This window comes from Curtobacterium sp. Arg-1 (genome assembly GCF_025643395.1).
In the GTDB taxonomy this organism is placed as follows: Bacteria; Actinomycetota; Actinomycetes; order Actinomycetales; family Microbacteriaceae; genus Curtobacterium; species Curtobacterium poinsettiae.
This window is the reverse complement of sequence record NZ_CP095731.1, coordinates 2,949,155-2,973,695: the sequence shown is the minus strand read 5'-3', so window position 1 is coordinate 2,973,695 and position 24,541 is coordinate 2,949,155. Positions and strand designations below refer to the sequence as shown.

The following is a 24,541-nucleotide window of genomic DNA, read 5'->3' as shown; positions in this document are numbered from 1 at the left end:
TCACGGACTGCTGCACGTCAGTCCACCGCAGACGAAGGAGTCGCGATGGCAACCGAGAGCCCTGTGTCGTCACCCTTGACGACCGCCAGCACGAGACGGAGGAGTCGGTCCGCCGACCTCGCCCGTGCCCGCACCACCGCCCCGCGGCGCCGCCCCAGGAACGACCTGTGGCTCGCGCTCGTCTTCATCGCACCGGCAGCCGTCGGGTTCGCGGTGTTCCTCGCCTGGCCGACCGTGCGGGGCATCTACCTGAGCTTCACCTCGTACAACCTGCTCACCGAGCCCGAGTTCACCGGCCTGCAGAACTACGCCCGACTGGTGCAGGACTCGATCTTCTGGCACTCGATGGTCGTGACGATCGAGTACGTCCTCATCAACATCGTCATCCAGACCGTCGTCGCGCTGTTCATCGCCGTGATGATGCACCGGCTGACCAAGTCGACGTTCGTGCGTGGCATCGTGCTCGCGCCCTACCTGGTGTCGAACGTCGTCGCCGCCCTGGTCTGGCTCTGGATCCTCGACACCCAGCTCGGCATCGGCAACGAGATGCTCGCAGCGCTCGGCCTCGACCGCATCCCGTTCCTGCAGAGCGACGTCTGGGGCATCCCCTCGATCGCGCTCATCAACGTCTGGCGGCACGTCGGCTACACGGCGCTGCTCATCTTCGCCGGCCTGCAGTCCCTGCCCGAGACCGTGTACGAAGCCGGGCGCATCGACGGTGCGAGCGAGTGGAAGATGTTCTGGCGCATCACGGTGCCGCTGCTCCGCCCGATCCTGTCCCTGGTGCTCATCATCACCGTGATCGGGTCGTTCCAGGTGTTCGACACCGTCGCCGTCACCACGCAGGGCGGCCCCGCGAACGCCACGAACGTCGTGCAGAACTACATCTACAACCTGGCGTTCGGTCGGTTCCAGTTCGGCTACGCGTCCGCGGTCTCGGTCGCGCTCCTCATCGTCCTCAGCATCATCACGATCATCCAGTACCGACTCACCCGCTCGGGTGAGTCCGACCTGGACTGAACGGAAGCGCCATGACCACGACCCTCACCCGCTCCGTCACCACGTCCCGCCCGCCCCGGATGGGCGCCGGCCACCGTCGCCGCCCGTCGCTCGGCCGGGTGCTCGCCTGGGTCGCGATGATCCTCGTCATCGTCGTCACCCTGTTCCCGTTCTACTGGATCCTGCGCACCGCGCTGTCGTCGAACACCGCGATCAACTCCGACCCCACCTCGCTGCTGCCCGTCGGGTTCAGCCTGGGCGGGTTCGAGCGGGTCTTCGGCCTGCAGTCCACCGAAGAGGCGTTGGCGCAGGGCGGCTCCGGCGCCGCGCTGAACTTCTGGCGGTACCTGCTCAACTCGATCCTGGTGTCGACGCTCGTCACCGTCGGCCAGGTGTTCTTCTCGGCAGCGGCGGCCTACGCCTTCGCCCGGCTGCGCTGGCCCGGCCGCGACAAGGTGTTCGGGGTGTTCCTGGCCGGGCTGATGGTCCCCGCGATCTTCACGCTGCTGCCGAACTTCACGCTCATCAAGCAGCTCGGGCTCGTCGACAACCTGCTCGGCATCGCCCTGCCGACGATGTTCATGACCCCGTTCGCGGTGTTCTTCCTGCGCCAGTTCTTCCTCGGCATCTCGAAGGAGGTCGAAGAGGCGGCGCTCATCGACGGCGCCGGCAAGGTCCGCGTGTTCTTCCGGCTCGTCATCCCGATGGCGGCGGCCCCGATCGCCACCCTCGCCGTGCTGACGTACATCACGAGCTGGAACGACTACTTCTGGCCGCTCATGGTGTCGTACACCGACAGCTCGCGGGTGCTGACCGTCGCGCTCGGCGTCTTCAAGTCGCAGACCCCGCAGTCCGGCACCGACTGGGCCGGGCTCATGGCCGCGACCCTGGTGGCGGCGCTCCCGATGATCCTGCTGTTCGGCGTCTTCGCCAAGCGGATCGTCAACTCCATCGGCTTCTCCGGGATCAAGTGACCCGGCTGTCGGACAGGACGAACACCATGACGAACCAACTGACCCGCCGCACCCTCTTCGCCGGCGGCGCCTCCGCCCTGGCCCTCGGTGCGCTCGCCGCCTGCTCGTCGCCCGGTCGGCGCGCGACCAGCCGATCGGGTGCACGGACCGTGAGCTACTGGTTGTGGGACGCGAACCAGCAACCCGCCTACCAGGCCGTCGCCGACGCCTTCCACCGCGCGAACCCGGACATCACCGTGAAGATCACCCAGCTCGGGTGGAACGACTACTGGACCAAGCTCACCGCGGGATTCATCGCCGGCACCGCGCCCGACGTCTTCACCGACCACCTGACGAAGTTCCCGCAGTACGCCGACCTCGACGTGCTCTACAAGCTCGACGAACTCGACGCGACCAAGGGCATCCGCGACGACGACTACCAGTCCGGGCTCGCCGAACTGTGGAAGGGCCAGGACGGCCACCGCTACGGCTCCCCGAAGGACTGGGACACCGTCGCGATGTTCTACGACAAGAAGGCGATGGCGAAGGCCGGGGTCTCCGCTGAGGAACTCGGGTCGCTCGAGTGGAACCCGGACGACGGCGGCACGTTCGAGCGGATGCTCGCCCGGCTGACGGTGGACTCCAAGGGCCGACGCGGCGACGAGGACGGCTTCGACAAGGACGACGTCGCCGTCTACGGCATCTCGTCGAACGGGTCGGGCGGCGACGGCTTCGGACAGACCCAGTGGTCGCCGTTCACCGGGTCGGTCGACTGGTTCTACACGAACGAGAACCCCTGGGGCGACAAGTTCCGCTACGACGAGCGGGTCGTGCAGGACACCCTCGCCTGGTACTACCGGCTGGCCGAGAAGGGCTACATGGCGAAGTACGGGGTGTTCTCCACCACGACCGGGCCCGAGGTCCAGCTCGGCGCCGGCAAGTGCGCGCTGTCGTTCAACGGCTCGTGGATGATCGGCTCGTACCTCGGCATGGACGACCTCGACGTCGCCGTCGCCCCGACCCCGATCGGTCCGGCGGGACACCGCGCGTCGATGTTCAACGGGCTCGGCGACTCGATCACGAAGCAGGCGAAGGACCCCGAGGCCGCGGCGAAGTGGGTGGCGTTCCTGGGCAGCGACGAGGCGCAGCGGATCGTCGGTCGGAGCGGGATCGTGTTCCCCGCTCGTCCCGCGGGCACCGAGGCTGCCGTGGCGTCGTTCCGGAAGCGCGGCCTGGACGTCTCCGCGTTCACCCGGCAGGTCGAGGAGGAAACGACGTTCCTGTTCCCGGTCACGAAGAACCCCGCCGACGTGCAGGCCCTGCTGCAGCCCGCCTTCGACGACGTCTACGCGAACGGCAAGCCGATCTCGACGCTGACCGGGGTGAACGAGCAGGTGAACAACCTGCTCGCCCTCACCTGATCGCGCGCGGTGCGGGTCGGCCACGGGCCTCCGGTTCGGCGGTGCGCACGGTGCGTGTGTGGTGACTGGGTGCGGGGTTGGTGGCGTGGTGCGGCGCGGTAAGCGCGCACGGTGTGGGCAAGCTCGCACCGGGTGGCGGTGGGCGCACGGTGCGGCGGCCGGGAGGCGCGGTGCGGGCCGGCCACGGGCCTCCGGTTCGGCGGCGCACGGTGCGTGTGTGGTGACTGGGTGCGGGGTTGGTTGCGTGGTGCGGCGCTGTGAGCGCGCACGGGGCGGGCAAGCTCGCACCGGGTGGCGAAGCCCGCACGGTGCGGCGGCCGGGAGGCGCGGTGCGGGCCCGCCACGGGCCTCCCGTCCGGCGGTGTGCACGGTGCGTGTGTGGTGACTGGGTGCGGGGTTGGTTGCGTGGTGCGGCGCTGTGAGCGCGCACGGTGCGGGCAAGCTCGCACCGGGTGGCGGTGAGCGCACGGTGCGGTGGCCGGGAGGCGCGGTGCGGGTCGGCCACGGGCCTCCGGTTCGGCGGTGTGCACGGTGCGTGTGTGGTGACTGGGTGCGGGGTTGGTGGCGTGGTGCGGCGCGGTAAGCGCGCACGGTGTGGGCAAGCTCGCACCGGGTGGCGGTGGGCGCACGGTGCGGCGGCCGGGAGGCGCGGTGCGGGCCGGCCACGGGCCTCCCGTCCGGCGGTGCGCACGGTGCGGGCAAGCTCGCACCGGGTGGCGAAGCCCGCACGGTGCGTTGGCCGGGCGGCGCGGCGCAGCCGACGGGTCAGAGGTCGTGCAGCTCGCGGTCGCGGAACCACTTCAGCAGCCAGGCCGCACTGGTCCGGTCGAACGAGCGCGGGAAGTCCATCGTGCCGGAGAGGAAGGGACTGAAGCCCGCTTCTGACCGGATGTCGGAGTCGTCGAGTGCTCGGTACGCCATCGACCAGCCGTCGAAGCGCCGGCGCTCGATGTCCTCGCGCACGAGCGACTTGACCTCACCGTGCCGCCGGTCCTTCGCGATGACGTCGTACCGGTCCTGCACGCTCCACGCCGGCCCCTCGAGCAGCTGCATGAACCGGCCACCCTTGGCGAGCAGGAGCCCGGAGACCCCGAGCGCTTCGTTCCGCAGCCGGGACTCAGCGAGCAGCACCGCCATGGCCTGGTCGTCGAAGGGCACGACGGCACGACTCATGTAGACGATGGAGACGAGCACTCCTCCATACTGCTGGGTGGCAGGCCGTTGCGCGAAGTGGATGTCCGCAACGCGCCCCACGGATCGGCGCCGCGGATCAGCCCTGCGGCAGCTCGTGCGCGGTGACGTCCTCGTTGCGCTTCTTCCGCCAGGGTCGAGCCGGGGTGTTCGGGCCGTCCCACACCAGGATGGCGCCCCATGCCGCGGCGATCAGCGGCACCGAGATGATCGCGCCCGTGATGCCGGCGAGCACGGTGCCGGCGGTCAGGCCGATCAGGATGACGAGGCCGTGCAGCTTGAGGGTCCGCCCCATCAGGACGGGCTGCAGCAGGTTGCCCTCGAGCTGGTTCACCAGCACCACGATGCCGATCACGATGAGTGCCTGCACCGGGCCGAGCGCGACGAGCGCGACGAGGGCGGCGAGGATGCCGGCAGCGGTCGCACCGACGATCGGGATGAACGCCGTGATGAAGACGACGACGGCCAACGGCAGGGCCAGGGGCACGCCGAGGATCGCGATGCTGACCCCGATGCCGATCGCGTCCACCGCGGCGACGGTGGCGGTGCCGCGGACGTAGCCGCCGAGGGTCGAGACGACCCGGTCACCGACACGACGTGCACGGGCGTAGCGCTCACCGGTGAAGGGACGGAGCAGGAACTCCCAGATGCTCGGGCCGTCCTTCAGGAAGAAGAACAGCACGACGATCATCAGCACGAGCCCGGTCAGGAAGTTCGCGGTGGCCGACGCACCCGCCAGCGCACCGGAGCCGAACTGGGCGCTCGTGACGAAGTCGGACGCCGACGCGACCGCGTCGTCGATCTGCTTGTCGGAGATCGAGAACGGCAGGTTCTTCGCGAACTCCTGCAGCTGCTGGAAGCCGTCGACCGCCGACTTCTGCAGCTGCGACCACTGGTTCTCGACCGCGACGACGATGAGCCAGCCGATCAGGCCCAGGATCGCGAGCACGCCGATCAGGACGGCGAGGGTGGCGAGCACCGACGGCACGCGGTGCTTGCGCAGCCACGACACGACCGGGTGCATCGCCGACGCGATGATGAGCGCGAGGAGCACGGGGATCGTGACGACGCTCAGGATGTTGCTCGCCCAGACGACCCCGGCGACGACCACCACGACGATGATCAGCTGCAGGCACCGGGTCGCGAAGTGCCCGGCGGAGTCGGACCATGCGGCCTGGACCCTGGACGGCGGGGCTGGGGTGGTCGGGCGCGGAGCGTCGCGGAAGAACGGCATGCGCCAGACGCTACCGACCAGCGGGCCGCCGCGCCGCTTCTGACGGGCAACGCGTCGAGGGCAGCACGTCCGCGCGCCTAGGATCGGGCGCATGGCGACCGTCCTCCTCGTCCGTCACGGACGCACCACCGCGAACGCCACCGGCGTCCTGGCCGGACGCACCGCCGGCGTGCGACTCGACGCCGTCGGGCGGACCCAGGCCGAGCGGACCGCGGAGCGCATCGCCGCGGTGCCCGTGGTCGCCGTGGTGTCGAGTCCGCTCGAGCGCTGCCGACAGACCGCCCGCGCGATCCTCGACCGGCAGCCCGGCCGGCAGCCCGGCCGCCAGCCCGACCGGCAGTCCGGCGCGTCCGATCTGCTGATCGAGCGGGCCATCACCGAGGCCGACTACGGGCAGTGGCAGGGCCGGAAGCTCGCCGACCTGGCGAAGGAGCCCCTCTGGCGCACGGTGCAGGCGAACCCGAGCGCCGTCGTGTTCCCCGGCGGCGAGTCCATGCAGACGATGCAGTCCCGTGCCGTCGCGGCCGTCCGGCGCATCGACGCCGAGGTCGAGGCGGAGCACGGACCCGGCGCGGTCTGGGTCGCGGTGAGCCACGGCGACATCATCAAGAGCGTCCTGGCCGACGCGTTCGGCATGCACCTGGACCTGTTCCAGCGCATCGGCGTCGGGCCGGCCTCGGTGTCGGTCGTGCGGTACGGCGAGCACCGCCCCGAGGTCGTCGCGACGAACACCGAGTCGGGCGACCTGTCCTGGCTGCGCACCGCCCCGGCTCCCAGCGGGGAGGCCGCGGTCGGCGGCGGCGCAGGACATCCGGAACCCGATGCGCACACCGGCACCGGGCGTCCGGCCCCCGACGCGCCCGGCTGACCTGCGCGACCCTGAACGGGCGGAGCCGAGCGCTCCTACAATGCGGGTATGCCCACCATCGTCCACGGCTTCGACTGGCCGGACCGCCTCGTCGTCGGCACCATCGGCCGTCCGGGTGAGCGCGCCTTCTACATCCAGGCCCGCTCCGGTCGACGCGTCACCAGCGTCGCGCTCGAGAAGGAGCAGACCTCCGTGCTCGCCGACAAGATCGACGAGCTCCTCGACGAGGTCGCGACCGTCGACGACAACCGCTTCAGCGTGCCGCCGTCCGTGCCCGCCGAACTCCGCGACCCGGAGCCCCTCGACCAGCCGGTCGAGGCCGAGTTCCGCGCCGGAGCGCTGAGCTTGGGCTTCGACCCGTCCACCGCCCAGGTCGTCATCGAGGCGTACCCGATCGACGACGAGGTCGAGATCGTGTCCGAGGAGAGCGAGGACGGCGTCGAGATCGAGGCCGTCGTGGAGATCCCCGAACCCGCCGAGCTGTTCCAGGTGAAGATCCCGGTCGGCACCGCCCGGGCATTCGTCGAGCGCACGCGTGAGGTCGTCGCCGCCGGTCGTCCGCCCGGCGACGCATGAGCGACGGATCGCTCTCCGTCCGGGCGCGCATCCGTGAGGCGTCCAACGCCACCTTCCTCGCCGACCTCGACGGCGCGACCGTCGTCTACAAGCCCGTCGAGGGCGAGCGCCCGCTGTGGGACTTCCCGGACGGCACGCTCGCCGGCCGCGAGATCGCCGCACACCTGGTCTCCGAGGCGTTCGGCTGGGGCGTCGTCCCGCCCACGTGGATGGGCGACGGTCCGTTCGGCCCCGGCATGGTGCAGCGCTGGCAGGACGTCGACCCCGAGCAGGACGCCGTCGACCTGGTGGCACCCGAACTCGCCGAGGCGGACGGTTCGCCCTGGCTGCCCGTGCTCGAGGCCATCGACGAGCGCGACCAGCCCGTCACGCTCGTGCACGAGGACTCCGAGGCCCTGCGCCGGATGGCCGTCTTCGACGTCGTCGTGAACAACGCCGACCGCAAGGGCGGGCACGTGCTCGCGATGCCCGACGGCCACCGCTTCGGCGTGGACCACGGGCTCACCTTCCACGTCGAGCACAAGCTCCGGACGGTCCTGTGGGGTTGGATCGGCGAGCCCCTCGGGCCGGACGAGCTCGAGGGCCTCGACCGCGTGTCCGAAGCCCTGCGCGGCGGGCTCGGCGACGAGCTCGCCGAGCACCTGACGGACGAGGAGATCGACACGCTCCGGGCGCGCTGCGCGGCCCTGCGCGCCGTCGGGATCTTCCCGCCGCCGCCGGGTCACGGCCCCGCCGTGCCCTGGCCGCTGTTCTAGACGCACCCAGGTACGGACTGGAGGCCCGTGGCGGTCTCGCCACGGGCCTCCCGGCTGTCCGGGGCTGGCTTCAGAGCCCCCAGTCGTCGCGGAAGAGCGCGCCGCCGGCCCCGCGACGCGAGCCGAGGTACGAGCCGACCACGGCGACCCCGAGGTCGTCGTTCTCCGGCGCCACGACGCTGCCGTCCACCCGCTTCGCCATCGCGTCGATGAACCGGGCGAGCCCCGGGTCCTCGCCGAGCCGGAAGAACGTCGTCTGGGCGCCGAGGCGTCCGGCGTTCTCGAGCTCCCGGACGGTCAACGCGATCGTCACCGGGTCGGGCGGGTAGTCGAACCAGACCTGCCCGTTCGGCTCGAGGTGCGAGGTCGGCTCGCCGTCCGTGACGATGAGGAGCACCGGTTGGGCCGTGGGGTGCTTGCGGAAGTGCCGGTTGGCGAGCAGCAGGGCGTGGTGCAGGTTCGTGCCCTTGTCCCACATCGCGTCGAGACCGACGAGCTGTTCGACGTCCATCACCTCGGCCTCGCGACCGAAGGCGATGAGCTGCAGGTCGTCGCCGCGGAACCGGGTCGACACCAGGGTGTGGAGCGCCAGGGCCGTGCGCTTCATCGGGACCCAGCGGTCCTCCATCGCCATCGAGAACGACGTGTCGACGAGCAGCGCGACGCAGGCCTGGGTGCGGGCCTCGGTCTCCTGCACCTCGACGTCGTCGATGCTCAGGTGCACGCCGGCTCCCTGCCGACCGCTGGCCGCCGTCCGCACCACGGCGTTCGTGATCGTGCGGGGGATGTCCCACGGCTCGGTGTCGCCGAACGCCCACTGCCGTGACGCCCCTGACGGTTCACCCGCGGCGCCCGAGCGACGGAGGTCCCTGGCGCCCTGGCGACCGGACATCCGCTGGGCGACGTCCTTGAGCAGGCTCTTGCCGAGCTGCCGCATCGCCTTCGGGGTCAGCCGGAGCTGCCCGTCGGCACCGCGGCGCATCGCCCCCGAGTTCCGGAGCGCCTGTTCGAGCCGCTGCAGGGTCTTCGCGTCGACCGCCGCTTCGTCGCCCAGCTGCCGGGACAGCGCGTCGAGGTCCAGGTCGTCGAGTTCCGAGCCGGGGCCGGACTGGGCGAGCTGGTCGGCGAGCGCGTCGAGGTCTGCGATGTCCTGGAACACCCCGGTGCCGTCGCCGAGCCCGAGGCCCTGCTCGCCGTCCATGCGCTCCGACCCGCCCCAGTCCTCGCCGGGCCGCAGGGACCGCAGGTTCCCGTCGAGCTGGGACAGCTGCCCCATCAGGTCCGGGGAGCCGAACGCCTGCTGGGCGAGGGAGTCGAGTTCGTCCCGCTGCTCCTGGGTCATCGAGTTCCGCATGCGCTGCGCCGCGGCCGCGCGGGCTGCCAGGTCGTCGAGCAGCTCGTCGACGTTCGCGGGGTCCGACGGGAAGTACTCGCCGTGCTGGTCCATGAAGTCGTCGAACTGCTGCTGGGTGTCCTCACCGCGGGCGTGCGCCTCGAGCAGGGCGTTGAGGTCCTGCATCATCGCGCTGACCGCGGCCCGGTCCTGGTCGGTGGCGCCCTCGAGCGCCTGCTTCATGCCGGCGAAGCGCTGGTCGAGCACCTCGCGGCCGAGCAGGTCCTTGATCTCGTCGTACTTCTGCCGGGCCTCGGGGCTCGTCCAGTCGTAGCCGCCGAGCTCCTGCACCGCGGCGGCGGGGGAGGGCGACAGGCTGTCGAGCTGCAGTTCGGCCAGCGCCCGGTCGCCGTCGTCGAGGTCGACGTTGCGGGCGAGTTCGCCGCGTTCGGCACGGAGCGCCTGGCCGAGCAGTTCGCGGACCTGCTGCAGGGTGCCGTCGAGGTTGTTCCGGCTCGTCAGTTCACGGCGCCGCTCGGCCACCCGGCGGGCCAGGTCGTCGAGGCCGCGCTGCGTCCGGCCACCGCGTCGCAGGAACTCCCGCATCGCACGCTCGGGCGACGTGCCGCCCATCACGTCCTGCCCGATGGCGTCGAGCGCCTCGGCCAGGTCGACCGGGGCCGCGAGCGGGTCCGGCCCGTCGGTGTAGGCCCCGTAGCGGGTGTCGCGCGTCAGGCGTCGGTTCTGCCTAGCCATAGACGGCTTCGCCCCCGCCGGACTCCTTGCTGATGCGTCGGGCGAGGAACAGGCCCTCGAGGGCGAGCTCGATCGCGCCGGCGCGTTCGCCGTCGTTCGTGGCACCCATCCGGTCGCACACCTGGTCGTACAGGTCGGACTCGCCGATCGACGGCAGCCCCTCGAGGAACGCCCGGGCGCTGACCTGCTCGCCCGTGGTCACCATCGTGCCGCCGTCGAGCGCGTCCACGAGCACCGCGAAGTCGAGACCCCTGAACCGGGCGCGCACGGTCTCGGCGGTCGCGGTGCGGAGCAGGTGCTCGAGGACCTCGTCGGCCCGGTCCTCTTCGCCGTTCTCGAACTCGATCTTGCCGCCGAGGACGTCCACCGCGGTCTCGAGGTCGATCGGGCGGGCGACCGCCTCGTCCTCGCTCTGGCGTGCTGCGCGGTGCACGGCGGCGGCGGACACCGTCTCGGCACCCGCGATCGCGAACCGGGCGCTCACGCCGCTGCGCTGGTCGACGGCGCTCGACGAACGGAGCGCCCGGGTGAAGCGGGCGAGGATCTCGATCAGCGCGTCGGGCACCTCGGCCGTCAGCTGCGCCTCCTGCCGGATGACGGCGATCTCGTCGTCGAGCTCGATCGGGTAGTGCGTGCGGATCTCGGCGCCGAAGCGGTCCTTCAGCGGTGTGATGATCCGGCCGCGGTTCGTGTAGTCCTCGGGGTTCGCACTCGCCACGACGAGCACGTCGAGCGGCAGCCGCAGCACGTAGCCGCGGATCTGGACGTCGCGTTCCTCCATCACGTTGAGCATCGCGACCTGGATGCGTTCGGCCAGGTCGGGCAGTTCGTTGATCGCGACGATGCCGCGGTGGCCGCGCGGGACCAGCCCGAAGTGGATGGTCTCCGGGTCGCCCAGGCTGCGACCCTCGGCGACCTTCATCGGGTCGACGTCGCCGATCAGGTCGGCGACGCTCGTGTCCGGCGTCGCGAGCTTCTCGACGTAGCGGTCGTCGCGGTGCCGCCAGCTGATCGGCAGGGCGTCACCGAGCTCGTCGGCACGTCGGATGCTCGCCGTCGTGATCGGTTCGTACGGGTGCTCGCCGAGCTCGGAGCCGGTGATGACCGGCGTCCACTCGTCGAGCAGGCCCTGCAGGGTGCGGAGCAGGCGGGTCTTGCCCTGGCCGCGCTCGCCGAGCAGGACGACGTCGTGCCCGGCGATCAGGGCGCGTTCGAGCTGGGGGATGACGGTGGTCTCGAAGCCGTGCAGGCCGGGCCACGGATCGGTACCCTGGCGCAGGGCGGTGAGCAGGTTGTCGCGGATCTCGGCGCGGACCGTCTTCTGGACGTGACCAGAGGTGCGGAGCTCGCCGACCGTGCGGATGTCAGGTCGGGTCACGTTCTGGACGTTACGCCTTGTCGGACGGGAGGCCCGTGGCGGGCCCCGCCACGGGCCTCCCGTCCGTCCGCTTGTGGGTTTCCATCGCACTTGCGATCATTGAGATCCCGGCGACGGAGCCGGATTCGAAGTAGGGGGATCCGGCTCCGCCCCCGGTTGCTCGTACCGCATCTGAACCACATCGGCGATCTCGGCGTACGGTCCCCTTTCGTGAGCAGCGCGAACGCAACCATCAAGAGCCTGGTGCCCGCCAGGATGGACCGCTTGCCGTGGACCCGGTTCCACTGGAGCGTCGTCGTCGGACTCGGCGTGTCCTGGATCCTCGACGGTCTCGAGATCCAGATCGTCTCGAACGCCGGGTTCCAGGCCGACCTGAACCTGTCGACGCAACAGGTGACGTTGCTCGGCACGATCTACCTGGTCGGGCAGGTCGTCGGCGCCCTGGTGTTCGGGCGGATGTCCGACCGGCTGGGCCGCCGCAAGCTGTTCATCCTGACGCTGGCCATCTACCTGATCGGTTCCGGCATCGCGGGCCTCGCGCAGGACTTCTGGTTCCTGGCGGCCTTCCGGTTCGTGGCGGGGTTGGGCATCGGTGGCGAGTACGCGGCGATCAACTCCGCGATCGACGAACTCATCCCCGCGAAGTACCGCGGGCACGTCGACATCGCCATCAACGGCACGTACTGGGGTGGCGCGGCACTCGGCGCCTTCGCGAACATCTACCTGCTCGACACGTCGTACTTCGCCGAGGACATCGGCTGGCGCATCGGGTTCTTCCTCGGCCCGGTGCTCGGCATCGCGATCATCTTCCTGCGCCGGCACATCCCGGAGAGTCCGCGGTGGCTGATGACGCACGGACGTCAGGAAGAAGCCGAGGCCACCGTCTCCCGCATCGAGGCGTCGGTGGAGCAGGCGACCGGCAAGCCGCTGCCCGAGGTCGACCAGTCGAAGGCGATGACGGTCACACCGACCGACCGCGTCGGGTTCCTCACCATCGCGCGCGTGCTGCTGAAGCAGTACCCGACGCGGACGCTCGTCGGCGCGACGATGATGATCACGCAGGCGTTCCTGTACAACGCGATCTTCTTCACCTACGCGCTCGTGCTGACGAACTTCTTCGGCCTGAAGACAGCGGAGACGGCGGTCTACTTCTTCCCGTTCGCGATCGGCAACCTGCTCGGGCCGATCATCCTCGGGCGCTTCTTCGACACCTGGGGTCGTCGCCAGATGATCTTCCTGACGTACCTGGTGTCCGGGCTCGTGCTCGCCACGTCGGCGTTCCTGTTCCGGGCCGACGCGATCTCGGCCACGGTGCAGGTCGCCTTCTGGTGCGTCTCGTTCTTCTTCGCCTCGGCCGGTGCGTCGAGTGCGTACCTGACGGTCAGCGAGATCTTCCCGCTCGAGCTGCGGTCGCAGGCCATCTCGTACTTCTTCGCCCTGGCGCAGATCTTCGGTGCGGTCGCCCCGGCCATCTACGGTGCCTTCATCGGGGACGGGTCGTCGCGGGAGCCGCTGTTCTGGGGGTACCTGCTCGGATCCGCGGTGATGATCGGTGGCGGCGTGGTGGCCCTGATCTTCGGGGTCGACGCCGCGCGGAAGGGGCTGGAGGACGTCACCCAACCGCTCTCGGTGCTCACCGGGGACGCGAAGTCCGACCGGAAGTGAGCACGGTGGCGGCGGCCTGACATTCTGTATGCAGAGTGTTTAGCGCCGCCGCCGCAGCGCTGTCACTGTGCCTGCATGGCACTCCTCCACAGTCCGACACCGGCGACGATCATCCACGACAGCGGCCGCCCGCTCCCCGGGGGCTCCGCCCGTGCGTGACCCTGGGGTGATGGAGCACACCCCGATGCGCGCCGCGGCCGGCGACCTCGATCCCCACGGCCTGCGCCGCAGCCTGCTGCGCGACGCGGTGTTCCTGCGCCTGCTCGACAACGTCCTGCGGGGCGAGTACCGCCGTGGGCAGCGGCTGCGGCTCGACACCCTGGCATCGGACATGCGGGTGTCGCGGACGCCTGTGCGCGAAGCCCTCGTGACCCTCGAATCGCTCCAGCTGGCGACCGTCCAGCGGTACGTCGGGGTCGTGATCTCGCACTGGTCGGTCGACCAGATGACCGAGCGCCTCCGGATCGCGCAGACCATGCTCGCCGATCCTCCGTCGAGCGCCGTCGGCTACCAGGGCCGGTTCGACAAGGCGTGGCTCCGCGAGTGCTGGACCGAGGCCGGTGCCTTCGTCGAGCTCGGGTCCTGGTACCTGCGGCGCCGCGGATCGTCGGTGAGCGGCGACTGGTTGCTGTCGCAGCGCATCGTGCTCGACATGTTCTTCACCGATGACGTCGCCCTGGCGAACGGGATCGACGCCGTGGTCGACCGGCGCCGACGGGTCGAGATCGTGGAGCGAGCGGTGGACGCCGCCGGCCGCGATGCCCTCGACGACTGCGCCGCCGCACTCCTCGAACTCTCGACCGCCCTGATCGCCCTGCCGGACCGCTTCCGGGTGGTGGTGTCGGCCTGACGCGGCGTCGGCTGCGGATCCGTTCAGGTCCGTGCCGACCGCCGCGGATCCGCTGGTCGCGATGCCGTTCACCGAGCATCGCCGGTGCGCCTCGCACCGGATCGTCAGGAAACGTCGTGGCAGCCTTGACCGGTTGCCGTCCCCGGCGTGTCCACCGACGACAGGAGTGCCCGTGAACGACGTCCGCGACCGATCCCACCGCTTGAACCGAGCGTCCGGGATCGCACGGCACGGACGTCTCCGGCGCTCGAGCCCCTTCGCGACCGTGGCCAAGACGGTCTCCGCCGTCGTCGCGGTGGCGCTCGTGAGCTCGGTCTCGGTCACGGCGATCGCGGCGAAGCAGGTCACGGACGACCTCGGTGACGGGGTGGAGATCCAGGGCCAGCCCGCGCCGCAGGCGAAGGGTGGTCCCAAGCCCCTCAGCGCCTTCAAGGGCGGCTTCAACATGCTCGTCGTCGGCACCGACAACGACCCCGACCAGAGCGCTGCGTTCGGGGAGCGCGACGCGACCCTCAACGACGTCAACATCCTGCTGCACGTCTCGGCGGACCACACCAACGCCACCGCGGTGAGCATCCCGCGTGACCTCGTCACACCGATCCCGGCCTGCAAGAAGACCGACGGCACGGGCACCGCCCCGGCGATGGCGGCGCAGCCGATCAACACCTCGTTCGGCGAGGGCGGCCTGAACTGCGTCACCCAGACGGTCGCCGGGCTGACCGGGCTCGACATCCAGTACTCGGCGGCGGTGTCGTTCAAGGGTGTCATCGAGATGTCGAACGCGATCGGCGGCGTGCCGGTCTGCGTCGCCCAGCCGATCACCGACTCGTACACGGGGCTGAACCTGCCCGCCGGCACCTCGACGCTGCAGGGTGACGATGCCCTGGCGTTCCTGCGCACCCGGCACAGCGTGGGCGATGGGTCGGACCTCGCCCGGATCTCGAGCCAGCAGGTGTTCCTGTCGTCGCTGCTCCGCACCGTGAAGTCGAACGACACCCTCGGTTCGCCCGCCCGCCTGTACAAGCTGGCCCGGGCGGCGGCGTCGAACATGCAGCTGTCCCAGAGCCTGAACGACATCGGGACGATGGTGCAGATGGGTCTGGCGCTCCGCGACCTGCCGCTGGCGCAGGTGAACTTCGTGCAGTACCCGGGCACCACGGGCGGCACCGGGGTCTACGCCGGGAAGGTCCAGCCGACGACGTACCTGGCCGACCAGCTGTTCGCGAAGATCAAGGCCGACCAGTCGTTCTCGCTCGGGGCGGACAGCACGGGCATCGGGTCGGAGACGAGTCCGACGCAGACGGGTCCGGCGCAGCCGACCGCTGCACCGTCGTCTCCGGAGGCTGCGCCGAAGCCCGCGACCCCCGCGACCCCGGCAGCACCGTCGTCGGCTGCGCCCCGCACCCCCTCGGCGACGCCCGAGACCATCGACGGACTCGAGGGCCAGTCAGCCGACCAGCAGACCTGCTCCAAGGCGTTCGGGTACTGAGGCGCGGGGCGGGCCCTCGCTGGCCCCGAGTCTCGGTCGGGCGGACTCTTTGCGGCCTTCAACGCCCGTGGACTGTCCGCGGGGACGGGTCTCGGCTCGGTAGCTGCCTGCCCCCGAGCGCAGGAACGGGGGCGCGGTGGTGCGCCGCGCCCCCGGGGAAGTCGCTCCCCGTCGGGCACCACGCGATCGGGCGCGCCGGGCCCGCGCGGAGAACGACGTCGGGTGCTGTGTCGCGACGACGGGGGCGAACCCCGGAACGTGATTGCCGCGTCCCGACGATGCTATGCAGTGGGGTACGCCCCGACAACCCCGATGTGTCCCCACTTCGGGGGACCGCGCTATCCGGCCCGAGCCACGCGCGGGCGTGCGTCGGGTCGAGAGTGGCGCGGTCCTCCTGTATGGTGGTCGGAGCGCTCGCGAGAGTGCTTGGAGACGTCGCATAGTCCGGCCGAGTGCACCACCCTGCTAAGGTGGAGTCCCCTTTGAGGGGACCGAGGGTTCAAATCCCTCCGTCTCCGCACTGTACGAACAGCATGACGAAACCCCGGTCCGATCGGACCGGGGTTTCGTCGTTCCCGGGCGCCCCGCACGGCGGTCGACCCCGCCGGAACCAGGTTCCGCGGCTCGAGCGCGATCAGGCGCGCGGCGGCCCCGTCGTCGACCGCACCACGAGCGTCGGTGGCACGAGCGTCCGGATGGGACCCGCCGGGGCTCCCGCAGCCGCGCCGATCCGCTCCACCAACCGCGCAGCCGCCAGGCGCCCGACCTCGTCGTTGTGCGGGTCGACCGTCGTCAGGCGCAGCAGGGGTGACGCGGCGAGCGGGGTCTCGTCGTTGCCGATCACCGAGACGTCCTGCGGCACGCGGAGTCCGGCTTCCTGCACGGCGGCGATCGCACCCATCGCCATGACGTCGTTCGCGGCGAACACCGCGGTCAGGTCGGGGTGCTCCCGGAGTGCGAGCCGCGTGCCCTCGTAGCCGGTGGCTTCCGAGGTGGGGCCGGAGCCGGAGACCAGCGGCTCGATGCCGGACGTGACCAGCTGCGCGACGGTGGCGTCCCGGCGGAGCGCAGCCGGGCCTCCCGAGCCGGTGACGTGGACGATGCGGCGGTGACCCAGCCCGATCAGGTGATCCGCTGCCAGCCGTCCGCCGGCGGCTTCGTCGGAGGCGACCACGTCGAGTCCGCCTGGGACGTCCTCACGCGCACCGGCGACCACGACCGGGGTGTCCGCGGGGACGACGACGTCGGGGAAGCCCTCGGCGGCGAGCACCACGCCGTCGACCCGCAGGGAGACCAGGTCGTCGAAGGGCGAGGAACCGAGGTGGGCGTTGGCGCGGGTGTCGGCGAGGGTGAGGCGGAGTCCGTGCGGGGCGAGGGCCTCGCGGATGCCGTCGAGCATCGGGACGTACCAGGGGTTCCGGAAGTCGTCGACGATGACGCCGATGGTGCGGGTCCGGGTGCCGGCGAGGATCGCGGCGGCGCGGTTCGGGCGGTAGCCGAGCTCCGCGACGGCGGCGAGCACCGCGGAGCGGCGGGCGGGGGAGACCCCGGGGTCGTCGCGCAGCACCATCGACACCAGGGACTTCGAGACGCCCGCGCGTGCGGCGACGTCGATGATCGTCGGCGGGCGAGGGGTCACGCTGAGCCTTTCCGGCACGGTGCTTGACAGGACATGGGCTGGTGCGGCTACAGTCTACCGAAACGTTCTGGAACGTTCCAGAATCGGATCCAGCGACCTTCTCGAAGGAGAGAACATGAGCGACAGCATCGGCGTCGCCGTCATCGGCGCGGGCATGGCGGGCAAGGCCCACATGGCTGCGTGGCGGAACGCACCCTCCCTCTTCACCTCGACGATGCCGCCGGTCCGGCTCGTCTCGGTCGGCGACGTGTACGAGCCCCTCGCCGCCGAGGCCGCACGGCGCTTCGGCTACGAGCGGCACGACACCGACTGGCGGGCCATCGCGGCAGCGGACGACATCGACGTGGTGAGCGTCGTCGTCGCGAACACGCTGCACCGCGAGATCGTCGAGGGGCTGCTCGCCGCCGGCAAGCACGTGCTGTGCGAGAAGCCGCTGTCCGACTCGCTCGACGACGCCCGCGCCATGGCGTCCGCCGCTGCCGAGGCCGAGCAGCGCGGAGTCCTCGGCCGCATCGGTTTCACCTACCGTCGCGCTCCCGGGCTCGCGGCCATCAAGGAGCTCGTCGAGGACGGCACGCTCGGCCGGGTCCTGCACGTCTCGGGTCGGTACTGGACCGACTACGGCGCCTCGCCCGACGTCCCGTTCTCGTGGCGCTTCGCGGGGGAGCCCGGGTCCGGGGCGCTCGCCGACGTCGGCTCGCACCTGTCCTACGTCGCCGAGTTCCTCGCCGGACCGGTCCGGAGCGTCAGCGGTGGGACGTTCACCACGTCGATCACCGAGCGACCCGTGGCCGCCGGACACGCCCTGCGGGGGCAGGCGGTCCCGCTCACCGGTGCGACCGCGGCTGTCGGGAACGACGACTACGCCACGTTCAGTGCACGCTTCGGTGACGGCACGGTCGTCGGGTCGCTCGAGGCCTCCCGCGTCGCGGCCGGGCATCCGAACGGACTCGTCATCGAGGTGTTCTGCGAGCGCGGGGCCGCCCGGTGGGACCAGGAGCGCGCCTCCGAGATCGGCCTCGCGCTGCAGTCCGACGGCTCGCGTACGGGCGGGTACCGCCAGGTCGTGCTCGGCCCGGACCACCCCTACGTCGCGGGCGGCATGGCGATGGACGCCCCGGGCGTCGGTTGGGGGCAGAACCAGATGTTCGAGTACCAGGCGCGGGCGTTCCTCGACGAGGTCGCCGGGCTGTCCGGCGACGTACCCGACGCCCTGCCCGCGAACGCCACGTTCGACGACGGCGTGCACAACATGGAGGTCCTCGACGCGGTGGCACGGTCCGCCGCGGCCGGGGGTGCGTCCGTCGACGTGGCCGACGCCGTCGTCCCGACCACGGAGGGTGTCCGCGCATGAAGCTCGGTCTCTACAACGCGATCCTGCACGACCGCCCCCTCACCGACGCACTCCGGGTCATCGCGGCCAACGGCCTGACCGGCATCGAGCTGAACACCGGCGGCTTCCTGCCCCCGGTGCACGTGCCCGACCTCGACGCGATCCTGGTCGACGACGCAGCCCGTGACGCCTTCCTCGCGCAGTTCGAGGACACCGGCGTCTCGATCGCCGGCCTCAACTGCAACGGCAACCCGTTGCACCCCGACCCCGCGATCGGTCCCGCCCACGCCGAGGACGTCCGACGCAGCATCCGCCTCGCGGCCCGCCTCGGACAGGACCGCGTCGTCACGATGTCCGGGCTTCCGGCGGGGGAGTCCGGCGGGACGCGGCCGAACTGGATCGTGAACGCGTGGAACTCGGCCGCGCTCGACGTCCTCGAACACCAGTGGAGCGTCGCGGTGCCGTTCTGGCAGGAGATCGACGCCCTGGCCCGGGAGCACGGCGTGAAGGTCGCGCTCGAGCTGCACCCGCAGAACCTGGTGTTCAACCCGGCGACGATCCGCGAGCTCGTCGAACGCGGCGGGCTGACGAACGTGGGGGTCGAGCTCGACGCCTCGCACCTGTTCTGGCAGCAGATGGACCCGGTGGCGGTCGCCCGCGACCTCGGCCCGCTGGTCTTCCACGCCGCCGCGAAGGACGTCCGGATCAACCCGCACGCCGCGATCAACGGCGTACTCGACAACTCGTTCCGCCGGTTGTCGACCGACGAGCCACGCACGAACCTGGGCGGCGACGAGTGGGCGAACGAGTGGCCGAAGCCGTCGGCGTGGGACTTCGTCGCGCTCGGCAAGGGCCACGACGAGGCGTACTGGACGACGTTCCTCGAGGCCCTGCGCGCGATCGACCCGGACATGTGGGTGAACATCGAGCACGAGGACACCGAGCTCGGGCGCGAAGACGGCGTCGCGGTCGCCGCGCGCGTGCTGCGCGCCGCGGACGCGGCACTGCCGCACCGGGCCTGACCCTCCGGCGGCCGACCCGCACACCGCCTGGAGGCCCGTGAGCCGTTCCGCGCACGGGGTGACGGATCCGCTCGTGGTGCGCAGTGCCTCCCGGCCGCACCCTGCGCGGATCGGCCACCGGTGCGCGGAACGACCAGTCGGTGCACCCGTGCCGGGTGCTGTCACCGGGCCGGGGTAGCATGCACGACACCTGTCCTGTGACGATGGAGCCCTGCGTGCCGGAACCGACCGACCCCGCCTTCCCGCTCGAACACGTGCGATCGGTGGGCGACGACATCGTGGCCTCCGTCGCCACGGTGATCGACGGCAAGACGGAAGCCATCCGAACAGCCCTGACGGTGATGCTCGCCGAGGGGCACCTGCTCGTCGAGGACGTCCCCGGGGTCGGCAAGACCGTGCTCGCCAAGGCGCTCGGCGCCTCGGTTGGCGGGTCGGTGAACCGCATCCAGTTCACGTCGGACATGCTGCCGTCCGACGTCACGGGCGTGAACATCTTCGACCAGTCGTCCGGCACCTTCCGGTTCTCGCCCGGCCCGGTGTTCGCGAACGTCGTCATCGGCGACGAGATCAACCGCACCAGCCCGAAGACCCAGTCGGCCCTGCTCGAGGCGATGGCCGAGTCACAGGTCACCGTCGACGGCGTGACGCGGCAGCTGGACCGTCCGTTCATGATCGTCGCGACGCAGAACCCCATCGACATGGAGGGCACGTACCCGTTGCCCGAAGCCCAGCGCGACCGCTTCATGGCGCGCATCGCGATGGGCTACCCGAGCGTCGACGCCGAACGGCAGATGCTCGCGAACCGCGGCGGCAGCGACCCGCTGTCGCGCCTGCGGCCGATCGTCGACGTCACCACCCTGCGGCAGATCATCGAGACCGTGGCCCACGTGCACATCGCCCCCGACGTCGAGGCGTACATCATCGCGATCGTCCGGTCGACGCGCACGCACCCCGACCTGGTGCTCGGTGCGAGCCCCCGTGCGACGCTGCACCTCGCGCAGGCCGCGCGTGCGCACGCTGCGCTGGCCGGCCGGCCGTTCGTCACCCCCGACGACGTCGCAGCGCTCGCCCCGATCGTCCTCGCACACCGGCTCGTGCCGGTCGCCCGCGGGCTCGGCGGCACCGGCGAGGACACCGTGCGCGAGATCGTCGTCCGCATCGTCTCGGACACCGCCATCCCGTTCACGGCCACCCCCGTCCGCTCCTGATGGCGCGTCCACCGGCACCGCCGTCGCTGCTGCGACGCGTCGGTGCCGCGCGGTCCACGGCCGCCCGGTTCGGTCGCCGCGGGCTCTCGTTGGCACGCCGGACCCCGTTCCCGCGTCCGACGGTCCGCGGCTGGACGGTCATCGCGGTCGGCATCGGCCTGGTCGGCGGCGGCCTGGTCGGCTCCACGAGCGTCGCGGTCACGGCAGGGCTCCTGCTGCTCGTGCTCGTCGTGCTCGGCATCGTCATGGCGTTCGTCGTCGCGACCCCGCTGCGAGGCAGCCGCAGCACCGCCCGGGCGATCGTGCAGGTGGGCGAGGTCTACCGCGAACGCATCACCCTGGGCGGCACCAGCCTGCCGTTCGGGCCGCGGGCGACGCTGCTCGTCCGCGAACAGCTCGAGGACGCCTTCGCCAGCCTGGCCGAGGCGGAGACCTACGCCGAGGTCGGACCGGGCCTGCCGCCGGCGGTGCTCGACGTCGAAGCGCTCGCGATGCACCGCGGCCGCTCGCTGGTCGGGCCCGTCACGATCCGGGTCGAGGACCCCTTCGGCCTGCTCCGGATCGACCGTCCCGTCGTCGCGGCCGAAGAGATCGTCGTCGTGCCGGCCTCGGCGCCGCTTGGTGCGATCGACGCCGGAGCGCTCGCCGGTGCCGTCTCCGCCGACGAGGGCCGGGTCGGACAGGGCGGTTCGGCCGACGACAGCGAACTCCGTCCGTACCGACCGGGTGACCCGATCCGCCGGGTGCACTGGGCCCAGAGTGCGCGCCGCGGGGAACTCCACGTCCGCCAGACCACGCAGGCCCAGCCGCCCGAGGCCGTGATCGCGCTCGACGTCCGGCGCGAGTCCTACCAGCGCCTCGGTCGGGAAGACCTGGCGGAGCTCTCCGACCTGGGCGGTGACCAGGCCTTCGAGCACGCCGTGGTGGTGGCCGCCAGTGTCGCCCGCGCGCTCGCCGCCCGGACCTCCCGCGTCGTGCTCGTGTTCGACGGCCCCGAAGGCGCGACCCGGCACGCGGGCGACGTCGGCGGGCTCACCGACGTGCTCGTCGGGCTCGCCGACGTCCGGCTCCGCTCCGATGCCCGCGAAGTCACCGACGTCCTGCCCGAGGTCCGCGGCCGCGACGTGCACGGGATGACCGCCGTCGTGACCGGTACCTGCACCGCGGAGGAAGCCGCCGAGCTCGTCAGCGCGACGAGTGGGTCGAGCCGCGGCATCCTGGCGACCATCGTGCCGCCGGACCCTGCCGTCCGGGGCATCCTCGACCGCGGCGGCTGGCGGACCCTCGTGGTGCCGGTCGCCGGTGCGACGCCGTCCGGAGCAGCGCGGTGACCGGGGCGACCGCCCCGGCGCGTGGCCGCGCCGACGTGCGCGAGATCCTGCAGCGGGACGACCTGCGTGACGTCCCGAGCGCCTGGGTCGTCGCCCTCGCGCCGGTGCCCGTGCTCCTCGCCGCCCTCGCCATCCGGCCGCTCGTGCAGGGCATCGCCTGGTGGGTGTCCGGTGTCGTCGTCGTCGCCGTGCTCGTCGCGGTGATGCTCGCGGTGCGCCGGCAGACGCCCGGCATCCGCTTCGTCGTCCTGGTCGGCACGGTCATCGCCTGCTCGTGCGCCGCCGCCCTGGTCAACGACATCCAGCCGCTCGGGTGGCTCGACGCCGACGGGGCCCTCGGGCAGACGCTCGCCGCGATCCGCCTCAACCCGGCACCCCTGCCACAGACCGACGCGATCCGGCTCGTGGTCACGGCGTCGATCGGGTGGGTGGCGGCGGTCGCACTGTTCCTCGCCGCCATTGCGCGGATCCCGTCGCTCGCCGCGGCGCCGGCCCTGGTGATCCTGATCGTGCCGGGCGTCATCACCGGCCAGCCCGCCGGTACCCCGCTCGTCATCGCCACGTCGGTGGCGTTCCTCGCCCTGCTGTGGTTGTCGGTGCGCCCCGTGCAGCGCGCACTGCCCGCCGCCGTCGTCGGTGCCATCGGGCTCGTCGTCGCCATCGGACTGCCGACGATCGTGCCGCTCAACGCCAGCTGGCTGTCCGGTGTCACCGGTGCGATCCAGTCCCCGATCCAGCCCGGACGGCCCGGCACGCTGCTCGAACTCGGCAACGACCTGCGCCGGCCGAGCGAGCTCGAGGTCTTCCGGTACCGCTCGTCGGACGGGCAGCCCGAGTACCTCAAGCTCGCCGACCTGGACGAGTTCGGCACGGGGGACTGGGTGCCGACCGTGACGAACGCGGCCGAAGCCGACACCGCCGACGAACAGCAGTGGGCCGAGGGCGTCAACCCGCGCCTGGCGAGCCGCGGCGACGTGACGGTCCGGATCACCGGGCTGTCGAGCACCTACCTGCCGGTGCCGTCGGGTGCGGTCTCGATCGAGTCGCAGTCCACCAACCTCGACCTGTCGCAGTGGCGCTGGATGGGGAACTCGAGCACCGTCCGGTCGACCGGCGCCGCGACGGCCCGGGGTGCGATGTACGAGGCGTACGGCGCCTCGACCTTCGCCAACGACTACCTCGACGCGGTCGCAGCCTCGGGGGTGCTCGCGCGCTCCGACGGCCGTGGCTTCCGGGAGCCCAGCCGCGAGCAGCTCCGCACCGACCTCGCCCTGCCCGACGACCTGCCGGCGAACATCTCGTCCACCGCCACCCGTGTCGCCGCAGCCGCGACCGACGACTACGGCCGGGCACGGGCGCTCGAGCAGTGGTTCCGCAGCGACCTGTTCACGTACTCCGAGACCGCTCCGGTGGAGCAGGGCTACGACGGTGACAGCATGGACGTCGTCTCGACGTTCCTGCGCGTCCGCGACGGGTACTGCGTGCACTTCTCGTCCGCGATGGCCGTGATGGCCCGGACGCTCGGCATCCCCTCGCGCATCGCGGTGGGGTACCGGGCAGGGTCGCCGCAGCCCGACGGCGAGTACGCGGTGTCGAACCGGCAGCTGCACTCGTGGCCCGAGCTGTACATCAAGGGCGCCGGCTGGGTCGCGTTCGAGCCGACGCCCGACTCCGACGAGGCCGCTCCGTCCGAAGAACCCTCGGCCTCCCCGACGGCAGCGGCGCCGGAGACCCCGCTGCCGGCGCCCGAGCAGACCACCCCGGCGGAGGAGTCGGCGTCTCCGACCCCGTCGGAGTCCCCGGTTCCGGGTGCCGCGGGTGCGTCCAGCACCGGTGGCGACGGTGGACCCGTCGGTCTGCTGGTGGGCCTGTTGCTCGTGCTCGCGGTCACGGTCGCCCCGGGCTTCGTGCGGGCCGTTCGTCGCCGCTCCCGGCTGTCGGCGATCGCCGCCGGTCGGTCACCCGCCGTGCAGGCGTGGCGGGAACTGCTCGACGACGTCGCCGACCACGGGTACGCCCCGGGCCTCGCGCCGCCGGGTGACGCCGCCGCCGTGGCCCGGACTGCCCGAGCCGTGCTCGGACGCCTGCGGCCCGGACTGCCCGCGTCGGTCGTGCCGCACCTGGAGGCCGCCGTCGACGCGGTCGACCGTGAGCGCTTCGCCGCCGACGGGGACGCATCGGTGGACGGTGCGGCGCTGGGCAGCCACGTCCGACAGGCCCGTGTCGCCCTCGACGAGTCGGTGCCGAGCGTGCGCGTCGTGCGGTCGCGGCTGCTGCCGCCGAGCCTGTTGCCGTCGTCCGCCTGGTCCCACGACGGGCCGAAGCCCCGCCGTCGAGATCGTCGTACGGCCTGACGCCGGCGCGGGCGCGTGGTGCGAGCCTCGCACGGTGCGGGGTTCGTCGGGCGCTGCGGGGTTGGTCGGGTGGTGCGTGGTTGGTGGCTCGGTGCGGGGCTGTAGGCGTGCACGGGGCGGTTGAGGGGGTACGGGGTCGCGAACCTCGCACGGTGCGGGCTCCGTTGGGCGATGGCTCGGCGGATG

19 protein-coding genes and 1 tRNA gene are annotated in these 24,541 nt (G+C 71.6%); 15 read left to right on the top strand and 5 right to left on the bottom strand.

Annotated features, from left to right (window positions below; all coding sequences use genetic code 11):
- Nucleotides 1-45: 45 nt before the first annotated feature.
- Genes MXD64_RS14185 through MXD64_RS14175 form a run of 3 tightly spaced genes read left to right on the top strand, consistent with a single transcriptional unit; the run spans nucleotide 46 to nucleotide 3,373 of the window.
- On the top strand, nucleotides 46-1,020 hold the full coding sequence (locus MXD64_RS14185; protein WP_081612346.1) for a carbohydrate ABC transporter permease: 975 nt from the start codon (nucleotides 46-48) through the stop codon (nucleotides 1,018-1,020).
- 11 nt (nucleotides 1,021-1,031) lie between these two features.
- Complete coding sequence (locus MXD64_RS14180) at nucleotides 1,032-1,973, top strand: carbohydrate ABC transporter permease (RefSeq protein WP_027466099.1); 942 nt, start codon at nucleotides 1,032-1,034, stop codon at nucleotides 1,971-1,973.
- Between the two features lie 26 nt (nucleotides 1,974-1,999).
- Nucleotides 2,000-3,373, top strand: coding sequence for an ABC transporter substrate-binding protein (locus tag MXD64_RS14175; protein ID WP_262117937.1), 1,374 nt, complete (start codon nucleotides 2,000-2,002; stop codon nucleotides 3,371-3,373).
- A gap of 765 nt (nucleotides 3,374-4,138) precedes the next feature.
- Here the strand turns inward: MXD64_RS14175 and MXD64_RS14170 are convergent.
- Both MXD64_RS14170 and MXD64_RS14165 read right to left on the bottom strand, forming a co-directional pair.
- Nucleotides 4,139-4,567 carry a BLUF domain-containing protein gene (locus MXD64_RS14170; protein ID WP_017888306.1) on the bottom strand — a complete coding sequence of 143 codons (429 nt, stop codon included), beginning with the start codon at nucleotides 4,565-4,567 and terminating at the stop codon, nucleotides 4,139-4,141.
- 76 nt (nucleotides 4,568-4,643) lie between these two features.
- A complete protein-coding gene (locus tag MXD64_RS14165) occupies nucleotides 4,644-5,798 on the bottom strand; it encodes an AI-2E family transporter (protein WP_056070256.1) in 1,155 nt (384 codons plus the stop codon).
- Nucleotides 5,799-5,889: 91 nt separating this feature from the next.
- Between MXD64_RS14165 and MXD64_RS14160 the strand changes: the two genes are divergently transcribed.
- From MXD64_RS14160 to MXD64_RS14150, 3 genes are read left to right on the top strand one after another with little or no spacing between them, the layout of a single operon-like run.
- Entirely contained in the window at nucleotides 5,890-6,666 is a 777-nt protein-coding gene (locus MXD64_RS14160; protein WP_056070259.1) for an MSMEG_4193 family putative phosphomutase, read from the top strand.
- A 48-nt stretch (nucleotides 6,667-6,714) separates the two neighbouring features.
- Nucleotides 6,715-7,242 (top strand): DUF3090 domain-containing protein, encoded by a 528-nt coding sequence (locus MXD64_RS14155; RefSeq protein ID WP_017888309.1) that lies wholly within the window; start codon nucleotides 6,715-6,717, stop codon nucleotides 7,240-7,242.
- The gene (locus tag MXD64_RS14150; protein ID WP_056070262.1) at nucleotides 7,239-7,997 is read left to right on the top strand and encodes an SCO1664 family protein; all 759 of its coding nucleotides are present in this window, start codon (nucleotides 7,239-7,241) and stop codon (nucleotides 7,995-7,997) included. The genes MXD64_RS14155 and MXD64_RS14150 overlap by 4 nt, the downstream gene beginning before the upstream one ends.
- A gap of 70 nt (nucleotides 7,998-8,067) precedes the next feature.
- On the opposite strand, the gene MXD64_RS14145 is transcribed toward MXD64_RS14150, so the two are convergent.
- Nucleotides 8,068-10,086 carry a vWA domain-containing protein gene (locus tag MXD64_RS14145; protein ID WP_263136657.1) on the bottom strand — a complete coding sequence of 673 codons (2,019 nt, stop codon included), beginning with the start codon at nucleotides 10,084-10,086 and terminating at the stop codon, nucleotides 8,068-8,070.
- A complete protein-coding gene (locus MXD64_RS14140; protein WP_262117933.1) occupies nucleotides 10,079-11,464 on the bottom strand; it encodes an AAA family ATPase in 1,386 nt (461 codons plus the stop codon). Before MXD64_RS14140 ends, MXD64_RS14145 begins: the two co-directional genes overlap by 8 nt.
- A 210-nt stretch (nucleotides 11,465-11,674) precedes the next feature.
- On the opposite strand from MXD64_RS14140, the gene MXD64_RS14135 reads away from it, so the two are divergent.
- The 4 genes from MXD64_RS14135 to MXD64_RS14120 all read left to right on the top strand — a co-directional run bounded on the left by MXD64_RS14135 (nucleotide 11,675) and on the right by MXD64_RS14120 (nucleotide 15,986).
- A complete protein-coding gene (locus tag MXD64_RS14135; RefSeq protein WP_040420052.1) occupies nucleotides 11,675-13,129 on the top strand; it encodes an MFS transporter in 1,455 nt (484 codons plus the stop codon).
- 169 nt (nucleotides 13,130-13,298) lie between these two features.
- Nucleotides 13,299-13,979 (top strand): GntR family transcriptional regulator, encoded by a 681-nt coding sequence (locus tag MXD64_RS14130; RefSeq protein ID WP_263136656.1) that lies wholly within the window; start codon nucleotides 13,299-13,301, stop codon nucleotides 13,977-13,979.
- Nucleotides 13,980-14,244: 265 nt separating this feature from the next.
- Nucleotides 14,245-15,468: an LCP family protein gene (locus MXD64_RS14125; protein WP_263136655.1), complete on the top strand. Its 1,224-nt coding sequence runs from the start codon at nucleotides 14,245-14,247 to the stop codon at nucleotides 15,466-15,468.
- A 428-nt stretch (nucleotides 15,469-15,896) separates the two neighbouring features.
- Nucleotides 15,897-15,986: transfer RNA gene (locus MXD64_RS14120), tRNA-Ser, on the top strand.
- A gap of 116 nt (nucleotides 15,987-16,102) precedes the next feature.
- Here MXD64_RS14120 and MXD64_RS14115 read toward each other — a convergent pair.
- Entirely contained in the window at nucleotides 16,103-17,107 is a 1,005-nt protein-coding gene (locus MXD64_RS14115; protein WP_263136654.1) for a LacI family DNA-binding transcriptional regulator, read from the bottom strand.
- 115 nt (nucleotides 17,108-17,222) lie between these two features.
- Between MXD64_RS14115 and MXD64_RS14110 the strand changes: the two genes are divergently transcribed.
- The 5 genes from MXD64_RS14110 to MXD64_RS14090 all read left to right on the top strand — a co-directional run bounded on the left by MXD64_RS14110 (nucleotide 17,223) and on the right by MXD64_RS14090 (nucleotide 24,355).
- Entirely contained in the window at nucleotides 17,223-18,461 is a 1,239-nt protein-coding gene (locus MXD64_RS14110; RefSeq protein ID WP_263136653.1) for a Gfo/Idh/MocA family protein, read from the top strand.
- Nucleotides 18,458-19,462 (top strand): sugar phosphate isomerase/epimerase family protein, encoded by a 1,005-nt coding sequence (locus tag MXD64_RS14105; RefSeq protein ID WP_263136652.1) that lies wholly within the window; start codon nucleotides 18,458-18,460, stop codon nucleotides 19,460-19,462. Before MXD64_RS14110 ends, MXD64_RS14105 begins: the two co-directional genes overlap by 4 nt.
- Nucleotides 19,463-19,665: 203 nt before the next feature.
- Nucleotides 19,666-20,670: an AAA family ATPase gene (locus tag MXD64_RS14100; protein WP_056071020.1), complete on the top strand. Its 1,005-nt coding sequence runs from the start codon at nucleotides 19,666-19,668 to the stop codon at nucleotides 20,668-20,670.
- Entirely contained in the window at nucleotides 20,670-22,001 is a 1,332-nt protein-coding gene (locus tag MXD64_RS14095) for a DUF58 domain-containing protein (protein WP_071251942.1), read from the top strand. Before MXD64_RS14100 ends, MXD64_RS14095 begins: the two co-directional genes overlap by 1 nt.
- Nucleotides 21,998-24,355: a transglutaminaseTgpA domain-containing protein gene (locus MXD64_RS14090; protein WP_263136651.1), complete on the top strand. Its 2,358-nt coding sequence runs from the start codon at nucleotides 21,998-22,000 to the stop codon at nucleotides 24,353-24,355. Before MXD64_RS14095 ends, MXD64_RS14090 begins: the two co-directional genes overlap by 4 nt.
- Nucleotides 24,356-24,541 lie beyond the last annotated feature (186 nt).

Bases quoted from the DNA above. Each gene is read 5' to 3' on its own strand.
- MXD64_RS14130 (WP_263136656.1), top strand. From the start codon at position 13,299: ATGGAGCACACCCCGATGCGCGCCGCGGCCGGCGACCTCGATCCCCAC.
- MXD64_RS14145 (WP_263136657.1), bottom strand. From the start codon at position 10,086: ATGGCTAGGCAGAACCGACGCCTGACGCGCGACACCCGCTACGGGGCC.
- MXD64_RS14165 (WP_056070256.1), bottom strand. From the start codon at position 5,798: ATGCCGTTCTTCCGCGACGCTCCGCGCCCGACCACCCCAGCCCCGCCG.
- MXD64_RS14155 (WP_017888309.1), top strand. From the start codon at position 6,715: ATGCCCACCATCGTCCACGGCTTCGACTGGCCGGACCGCCTCGTCGTC.
- MXD64_RS14160 (WP_056070259.1), top strand. From the start codon at position 5,890: ATGGCGACCGTCCTCCTCGTCCGTCACGGACGCACCACCGCGAACGCC.
- MXD64_RS14185 (WP_081612346.1), top strand. From the start codon at position 46: ATGGCAACCGAGAGCCCTGTGTCGTCACCCTTGACGACCGCCAGCACG.
- MXD64_RS14110 (WP_263136653.1), top strand. From the start codon at position 17,223: ATGAGCGACAGCATCGGCGTCGCCGTCATCGGCGCGGGCATGGCGGGC.
- MXD64_RS14175 (WP_262117937.1), top strand. From the start codon at position 2,000: ATGACGAACCAACTGACCCGCCGCACCCTCTTCGCCGGCGGCGCCTCC.
- MXD64_RS14150 (WP_056070262.1), top strand. From the start codon at position 7,239: ATGAGCGACGGATCGCTCTCCGTCCGGGCGCGCATCCGTGAGGCGTCC.
- MXD64_RS14095 (WP_071251942.1), top strand. From the start codon at position 20,670: ATGGCGCGTCCACCGGCACCGCCGTCGCTGCTGCGACGCGTCGGTGCC.
- MXD64_RS14105 (WP_263136652.1), top strand. From the start codon at position 18,458: ATGAAGCTCGGTCTCTACAACGCGATCCTGCACGACCGCCCCCTCACC.
- MXD64_RS14180 (WP_027466099.1), top strand. From the start codon at position 1,032: ATGACCACGACCCTCACCCGCTCCGTCACCACGTCCCGCCCGCCCCGG.
- MXD64_RS14100 (WP_056071020.1), top strand. From the start codon at position 19,666: ATGGAGCCCTGCGTGCCGGAACCGACCGACCCCGCCTTCCCGCTCGAA.